At 71.6% G+C, this 5944-nt stretch carries 5 protein-coding genes; 2 read left to right on the forward strand and 3 right to left on the reverse strand.

Annotation, left to right across the window (positions count from 1 at the left end; all coding sequences use genetic code 11):
* Positions 1-2 precede the first annotated feature (2 nt).
* From ACOV8S_RS03405 to ACOV8S_RS03415, 3 genes are all read right to left on the reverse strand, one after another.
* Positions 3-1433: an amino acid permease gene (locus ACOV8S_RS03405; RefSeq protein ID WP_448316027.1), complete on the reverse strand. Its 1431-nt coding sequence runs from the start codon at positions 1431-1433 to the stop codon at positions 3-5.
* Positions 1434-1686: 253 nt separating this feature from the next.
* Positions 1687-2697: an ornithine carbamoyltransferase gene (gene argF, locus ACOV8S_RS03410; RefSeq protein ID WP_448316028.1), complete on the reverse strand. Its 1011-nt coding sequence runs from the start codon at positions 2695-2697 to the stop codon at positions 1687-1689.
* Between the two features lie 113 nt (positions 2698-2810).
* Complete coding sequence (locus tag ACOV8S_RS03415; protein ID WP_448316029.1) at positions 2811-4031, reverse strand: arginine deiminase; 1221 nt, start codon at positions 4029-4031, stop codon at positions 2811-2813.
* 204 nt (positions 4032-4235) lie between these two features.
* Between ACOV8S_RS03415 and ACOV8S_RS03420 the strand changes: the two genes are divergently transcribed.
* Positions 4236-5222: a helix-turn-helix domain-containing protein gene (locus ACOV8S_RS03420; RefSeq protein WP_448316030.1), complete on the forward strand. Its 987-nt coding sequence runs from the start codon at positions 4236-4238 to the stop codon at positions 5220-5222.
* Between the two features lie 97 nt (positions 5223-5319).
* Positions 5320-5944, forward strand: a 625-nt coding sequence (locus tag ACOV8S_RS03425; RefSeq protein WP_448317335.1) for a PaaX family transcriptional regulator, incomplete at its 3' end; no start/stop codon positions are given.

The raw sequence follows: 5944 nt of genomic DNA on the forward strand, positions 1-5944 counted from the left end.
GGTCAGCGGCCGGCGAGGACCGGGGGCTCCTCGGTGGGGCGGGAGCCCAGGACGGAGTGCTTGCGCCCGTACCCGAGGTACAGCGCGAGCCCCGCCGCAAGGAAGACGGCGAACTGCACCCACGTCTCCCAGCCCGTCTCGAACATCAGGTACAGGCAGAACAGCACGCCCAGCACGGGCAGGACCGGACCCAGCGGCACCCGGAACGGCCGCTCCAGCTCGGGCTCGCGGCGGCGCAGCGTGATCACCGCGATGTTCACCGCGGCCATCGCGGCCAGCGTGCCGATGGTGGACAGGTCGATCAGCCCGCCCAGCGGCACGAAGGCGGCGACCAGGCTGAAGACCACGCCGATGATCACCGTGCCGGTCACCGGCGTCGAGGTCCTGGGGGAGACCTTCTCGAAGACCCGCGGCATCAGGCCGTCGCGCGACATCGACATCAGGATGCGGCTCTGGCCGTAGGTCACCGCCAGCGTCACCGAGGCGATGGCGACGACCGCGCCGAAGGCGATGACCGCGCCGCCGATGTCCGAGCCGGTGACGGTGTCGACCACGTGGGACAGCGCGGCCGGCCGGCTGCCCGCCTCCTCGGAGCCGATGGCGCCGATCGCCGCCAGGGCGACCGCGCAGTACAGGACGGTCACCAGGCCGATGCAGACCAGGATCGCGATCGGCACGTCGCGGCGCGGGTTGCGCGACTCCTCACCGGCCGTGGTGATGGCGTCGAAGCCGATGTACGAGAAGAAGGCCGCCGAGGTGGCCGCGCCGATGCCCGCCACGCCCTCGGGGGCGAAGGGGCTGAGGTGCCCGTCCTGGAAGGCGGTGAAGCCGACCACGCAGAACACGACCAGGATGACCAGCTTGACGACCGCCATCACCGCGGTGGCCCGGGCGCTCTCCCGCACGCCCCGCACCAGCAGCATCGTGGCCAGGCCGATCAGCACCACGGCAGGCAGGTTGAGCAGGCCGCCCTCGGTGGGACCGTGCGAGAGAGCGGCGGGGAGCTGGAAGCCCAGCAGGCTGTCGAGCAGCTCGTTGACGTACTCGCTCCAGCCGACCGCGACCGCGGAGATGGAGATGCCGTACTCCAGGAGCAGGCACCAGCCGACCAGGAAGGCCCAGGTCTCGCCGAGACCGGCGTAGGCGAAGGAGTACGAGGAGCCGGCCACCGGGATGGCGCCGCCGAGCTCGGCGAAGGAGAAGGCGGTGAAGACGCAGGTGATCGCGGCGAGGACGTAGGAGACGACGACCGCGGGGCCGGCCTCGGCGATCGAGTCGGACAGCCCGACGAAGATGCCGGTGCCGACCACGGCGCCTATGCCGAAGCAGATGAGGTGGAAGAGGCTCATCGTCCGCTTCAGACCGTGACCCTCGAGGTCATGGCCGGATTCGGCGATCAGGAGGCGTGAGGACTTGACGCGTGGAGCGGGCATACGGGTGGTGCTCGTTTCTCGGTGGTGCGGTACGCGACGGGGTGGGTCGCTGGTCGGGCGGCACGGAAGGGATGGTTCCACGCCGCCCGGCGACACGCCCGCGGCACGACGGCCACGAGGCGTATCAGCAGGTCAGTCAGGTGGTGCGGGGCATGCCGGGCATGCGCGGGACGAGATTACGTCCTCACGGCCGTCGTGTCACCGGCCGAGCGCCGTGACCGGCGGGCGTCGTGACCGGCCGCCGGCCGTCGTGTCACCGGCCGAGCGCGGCGACCATGACGGCCTTGATGGTGTGCAGGCGGTTCTCGGCCTCGTCGAAGACCACCGAGTGCTCCGACTCGAAGACCTCGTCGGTGACCTCCAGCGAGTCCCGGCCGTACTCGGCGTGGATCTGCCGGCCGACCTCGGTGCCGAGGTCGTGGAAGGCGGGCAGGCAGTGCAGGAAGCGCACGTCCGGGTTGCCGGTGGCGCGCAGCACGTCCATGGTCACCGCGTAGGGCGACAGGGCCGCGATCCGCTCGCCCCACACGTCCTTGGGCTCGCCCATGGAGACCCAGACGTCGGTGGCCACGAAGTCCGCGCCCAGGACGCCCTCGGCGACCTCCTCGGTCAGCGTGACGCGGGCGCCGCTGATCTCGGCCAGCTTGTGGGCGCGGGCGACGATCTCCTCGTCGGGCCAGTAGGAGCGCGGCGCCACGATCCGCACGTCCATGCCGAGCAGGGCGCCGGTGACCAGGTAGGAGTTGCCCATGTTGAAGCGGGCGTCGCCCAGGTAGGCGAAGGCGATCTGCTCCAGCGGCTTGGCGCAGTGCTCGGTCATGGTGAGCACGTCGGCGAGCATCTGGGTCGGGTGCCAGTCGTCGGTGAGGCCGTTGAAGACCGGCACGCCGGCGTGCGCGGCGAGCTCCTCCACCTTGGCCTGGCTGTCGCCGCGGTACTCGATGCCGTCGTACATCCGGCCCAGCACCCGGGCGGTGTCCTTCACCGACTCCTTGTGCCCGATCTGTGAGGCGGACGGGTCCAGGAAGGTGGTGGAGGCGCCCTGGTCGGCGGCGGCGACCTCGAACGCGCAGCGGGTGCGCGTCGAGGTCTTCTCGAAGATCAGCGCGATGTTGCGGCCGCGCAGGCAGGGGGTCTCGGTCCCGGCCTTCTTGGCCGCCTTCAGCTCGGCGGCCAGCTCGACCAGACCGCGGAACTCCTCACGGGTGAAGTCCAGCTCCTTGAGGAAACTGCGACCGGCGAGGGCGGAGGGGAGGGAAGGCATCACGAGCTCCTGGACTGCTGCGGGGACTCTGGAATTCTATACGACACCAAGAATGATTATTCACGGCGTCGAGGAAAGCGAGACCCTACACCGGATCGCGTTCCGCCGGAGCGCTACACCGGGTCGCGTTCCACCGGACAGCTCATGCAGCGCGGGCCGCCCCGCCCGCGGCCCAGCTCGTTGCCCCGGATCTCGATCACCTCCACGCCCTGCTTGCGCAGGTGCGTGTTGGTCGTGGTGTTCCGCTCGTAGGCGACCACCACGCCCGGCTCCACCGCCAGCACGTTGCACCCGTCGTCCCACTGCTCCCGCTCGGCGGCGTGGACGTCCTGGGTGGCGGTGAGCACCCGGATCTCGGGCAGGTCCAGCGCCGCGGCGATCGCGCGGTGCATGTGCTCCGGCGGATGGTCGGCGACGTCGAGCCGGCCGGCGCCGCCCGGCGTGATCGTGTAGGAGCGCAGCATGCCCAGGCCCGCGTACTGGGTGAAGGTGTCCCGGTCCACCATGGTCATCACCGTGTCCAGGTGCATCGTCGCCCGCCGCTTGGGCATGTCCAGCGCCACCACGGTGCGGGCCGAACCGGTCGCGAAGAGCTTGCGCGCGATCATCTCCACCGCCTGCGGGGTGGTCCGCTCGCTCATCCCGATCAGCACCGCCCCGTTGCCGATCACCAGCACGTCGCCGCCCTCGATGGTCGACGGATAGTCCGCGTGCCCCTGCGACCAGATGTGGAAGTCCTCGCGGCGGAACAGCGGGTGGTGCCGGTAGAGCGCCTCGAAGTGCACGGTCTCGCGGCGGCGCGCCTGCCAGCGCATCGCGTTGATCGAGACGCCGTCGTAGATCCAGGCGGAGGTGTCGCGGGTGAAGAGGTGGTTGGGCAGCGGGTTCAGCAGGAAGTCGTCCAGTTCCATCACGTGGAACCGGATGGAGACCGGCTCCGGATGCTCGTCCAGGTACTCCCGCTTGGTCATGCCGCCGACCAGCGCCTCGGCCAGCCGCTCGGACGGCAGAGCCTCGAAGACCGATCTCAGGTGGTCGGTGGCCAGCGGGCCGAACTCCCGGTCGTCGAAGACCTGGTCGAGGACCAGGGTGCGGGCCTCGGGAACGGACAGGGTCTCGGCCAGCAGGTCGCCGAAGAGGTGCACGGCGACGCCGCGCTCGCGCAGCACCGAGGCGAAGGCGTCGTGCTCCGCCTGGGCGCGGCGCACCCACAGGACGTCGTCGAACAACAGGTCGTCCTTGTTGCTGGGGGTGAGCCTCTTCAGCTCCAGGCCGGGGCGGTGCAGAACGACCCGGCGCAGGCGGCCGGTCTCTGAGTCGACGTGAAATCCCATGCCAGTGATCCTGACCCCGACCAGGCCCTTTCATCCCTGCCGGACGGTCCCTTCCCCCGGCTTGCGGGTATGCGCGTGCGGGGGAGAGTGCCTCACGTCATGGACGGTGCTTTACGCCAGGCGGGATCCGTGCGAGGTTGCGGCATTACGACATGGCATGAACCCGCCGTGCCCGGGCGGGACGCGATCCTGTGGGGGGCCACGATGATCCAGGATGTGCTGGGACTGACGGAGAACGAGTCGGACGCCTACCGCGAGCTGCTGCGCCGCCCCTCCTGCTCGGCCGCGGAGCTGGCCGGCGTGCTGCGCGTGCCGGAGGGTGAGGCCGCGCGGCTGATGGGCCGCCTGGAGGCGCTGGGCCTGGCCGCCCGCAACGGACAGGCGCCCGGCCGGCTCAGCGCCTCCCCGCCCCGGCTCGCCCTCGGTTCGATGCTGGTGCGCCAGCAGAACGCGCTCCGGCTGGCCGAACTCGAGCTCGGCTCCCTGGAGGAGCTGTACCGGGCCACCATGGCCGAACGGTCCTCCTCCGACGTCCTGGACGTGGTCCGCGGCACCGAGGCCACCCGCCAGCGGCTGGAACAGCTCCAGACCGGCGCGCGCAGCGAGATCCTCTGCCTGGTGCAGGCCCCCGCGCGCTTCGTCTCCACCACCGAGAACACCGCCACCGAGGCCGCCGCGGCCGCCCGCGGCGTCGCCTACCGGGTGGTCCTCGAGCGCCGCATGCTGGAGGAGGACGACGGCATCGTCGAGGAACTGGAACGCGCCGTGGACGCCGGCGAGGAGGTGCGGGTCACCGACTCCGTCCCGGTCAAGCTGATGATCGCCGACCGGGAGCTCGCCATGGTGCCGATGGGCGGCCGGGGCCACGCCGCGGACGGTGCCCTCCTGGTGCGGCCCAGCGGTCTGCTGGACGCCCTGATGGGACTGTTCGAACTGGTCTGGCACCGCAGCTCGCGCCTCACCGTGCCCCGGGCCGGGACGGCCGTGCAGTCCTCGCAGAGCGCCCTGGACGAGACGGACGCCCGCATCATGAGCCTGCTGGTGGCCGGACTCACCGACCAGGCGGTCGCCGTCCGCCTCGGCCTGTCCCTGCGCACCGTGCAGCGCCGGGTGGGCCAGCTGATGAAGCTCACCGGCGCCCAGACCCGGCTCCAGCTGGGCCTCCAGGCGGCACGGCTCGGCTGGGCCTGAACGGCGCGGCGGGGGACGGCCGCCGGGGCCGCGGTGGGGACGGCGGCCCAGGTCAGGGTCGCCCCCCGTGACACTCCGTCATGTCCGGCCCTCTAAAATGATCAACGTGTCCGACCAACGCGCTCCCCGTTCCCTCATCGTCACGCTCTACGGCGCGTACGGCCGTCACCTGACCGGACCGCTGCCCGTCGCGGAGCTGATCCGGCTCCTCGCGGCGGTCGGCGTCGACGCCCCCTCGGTGCGGTCCGCGGTCTCCCGGCTCAAGCGGCGCGGCATGCTCGTCCCCGCCCGCACCGCCGCGGGCGCCGCCGGGTACGAACTGTCGCCCGGTGCCCGGCAGTTGCTGGAGGACACCGGACGGCGGGTGCACGCCGCCCCGTCCGACGAGGAGGACTGGCTGCTGGCCGTCTTCTCCGTCCCCGAGACCGAGCGGCAGCAGCGCCACGTGCTGCGCACCCGGCTGGCCCGCCTCGGCTTCGGCGCCGCCGCCCCCGGCGTGTGGATAGCCCCGGCCCGCGTCCACGAGGAGACCCGGCACTCCCTCAGCCGCCTGGGCCTCGAGCGCTACGTGGACCTCTTCCGCGGCGACCACCTCGGCTACACGCCCACCGAACAGGCGGTGGCCCGCTGGTGGGACCTGGACGCCATCGCCGCCCGCTACCGGGAGTTCCTGGAACGCCACACCGGCATGCTGCGGGCCTGGGAACAGCGGGAGGACACCC

The organism is Streptomyces sp. CO7 (assembly GCF_053474865.1).

What these genes read in the sequence shown, in the direction of transcription:
- ACOV8S_RS03405 (WP_448316027.1), bottom strand. Translation starts at nt 1,433, where the DNA reads ATGCCCGCTCCACGCGTCAAGTCCTCACGCCTCCTGATCGCCGAATCC.
- argF (WP_448316028.1), bottom strand. Translation starts at nt 2,697, where the DNA reads ATGCCTTCCCTCCCCTCCGCCCTCGCCGGTCGCAGTTTCCTCAAGGAG.
- ACOV8S_RS03415 (WP_448316029.1), bottom strand. Translation starts at nt 4,031, where the DNA reads ATGGGATTTCACGTCGACTCAGAGACCGGCCGCCTGCGCCGGGTCGTT.
- ACOV8S_RS03420 (WP_448316030.1), top strand. Translation starts at nt 4,236, where the DNA reads ATGATCCAGGATGTGCTGGGACTGACGGAGAACGAGTCGGACGCCTAC.